At 35.9% G+C, this 1,565-nt stretch carries 1 protein-coding gene and 1 other annotated feature; the gene reads left to right on the forward strand.

Annotated elements, in window-relative coordinates:
- Positions 1–174: 174 nt before the first annotated feature.
- Positions 175–383: a binding site (T-box leader), on the forward strand.
- A 41-nt stretch (positions 384–424) separates the two neighbouring features.
- On the forward strand, positions 425–1,423 hold the full coding sequence (locus tag KI356_RS23905; protein ID WP_212936663.1) for a tryptophan--tRNA ligase: 999 nt from the start codon (positions 425–427) through the stop codon (positions 1,421–1,423).
- Positions 1,424–1,565 lie beyond the last annotated feature (142 nt).

The following is a 1,565-nucleotide window of genomic DNA, read 5'->3' on the forward strand; positions in this document are numbered from 1 at the left end:
ATATTGTGTGGAATAAATTAGTAATAACTACTGTTAAAATTCTTAAGCCTCCACTGAATGTTAAAAACAAGGAGTTAATTGTGGTTAAAGGATCCAAGAATGAAAATTTCTGTTATAAAAAAAGAAAATTCAGTTTTATAAGAAGGCTAAATGTGCTAGACTGTAAAAAATAATTAAAAAGCAATGAAAGAGAAGAGTACATATTCGAAACTTTTCAGAGAGCTGATGTGTGGTGGAAATCAGTAAGGGATGAATGTGGAATGGGCTCTGGAGCTTCTAACTGAAATGAGTAGGTAAAGACGGTTACTTCACGTTAAGAAGTTGAAGTGAGCTATTAATGATAGCTAATTAAGGTGGTACCGCGGGAGTTTCTCGTCCTTTTTAAGGATGAGGGGCTTTTTTATTTTGAGAAAGGAGGGGTTAGATGAGCGAGAAAATTGTGATAACAGGAATTAAGCCGACAGGTTATCCGCATTTAGGAAATTATATCGGTGCGATTAAACCTGCATTGCAAATGTCAAAGAAGAATGAAGGAAAAGCATTGTATTTTATAGCGGATTATCATGCATTAAATGCTGTGCATGATCCAGAAAAGTTCAGTAGTTATACGAAAGAGGTAGCAGCTACTTGGTTATCACTCGGACTTGGAGAAGATGTTATTTTTTACCGACAAACAGAAGTGCCGGAGATTTTAGAGCTAGCTTGGATATTAGCTTGTCTAACTCCGAAAGGTCTTATGAACCGTGCTCATGCGTATAAAGCGAAAGTAGAGCAAAATAAAGAAGCAGGGTTAGAGGTCGATGCTGGAGTGAATATGGGATTATATACGTATCCGATTTTAATGGCGGCTGATATATTACTATTCCAAGCTACTCATGTACCAGTTGGAAAAGACCAAATTCAGCATATTGAAATTGCACGTGATATTGCGACGTACTTTAATCATACATTCGGCATGACATTTACACTTCCGGAGTATGTGATACAAGCAGATGGGGCAATATTACCAGGACTTGACGGAAGAAAGATGAGTAAAAGTTACGGGAATGTTATCCCATTATTTGCAGAGAAAGAAAAACTCCGAAAGTTGATATTTAAAATAAAAACAGATTCTTCACTTCCAAATGAACCAAAAGAACTTGAAACGTTATTTACAATATATAAAGAATTTGCGACAGAGGAGGAAATGCAGTCGTTACGCGAAAAATATGAGACTGGAATCGGATGGGGAGATGTGAAAAAAGAGTTATTCCGTGTTGTAGATCGTGAGTTAGCTGGACCTCGGGAGAAATATGCAATGTATATGAATGAGCCGCATTTATTATATGAATCGTTAGAAAAAGGCGCTGAGAGGGCACGTGCTATTGCGAAGGTAAATTTAGTGGAAATTAAAAAGCGGATTGGATTTGAGAGGGAACGTTAAGCGTTCCCTTGCTTTTTTCTATATGAATTTTAATAATTTATTCGTAATATCGTTCCGTAAAGTAAGGGATTTACATTTTTTTTTCGAAACTTATTAGTTGCATATATTAAAAAGTATGTTAACATAGGGATACTTATTAAAC

Origin of the sequence: Bacillus hominis, from assembly GCF_018332515.1 — a bacterium.
GTDB classification, from domain to species: domain Bacteria; phylum Bacillota; class Bacilli; order Bacillales; family Bacillaceae_G; genus Bacillus_A; species Bacillus_A hominis.

Excerpts from the sequence above, each read along its gene's own strand:
- KI356_RS23905 (WP_212936663.1), top strand. The coding sequence starts at position 425 with ATGAGCGAGAAAATTGTGATAACAGGAATTAAGCCGACAGGTTATCCG.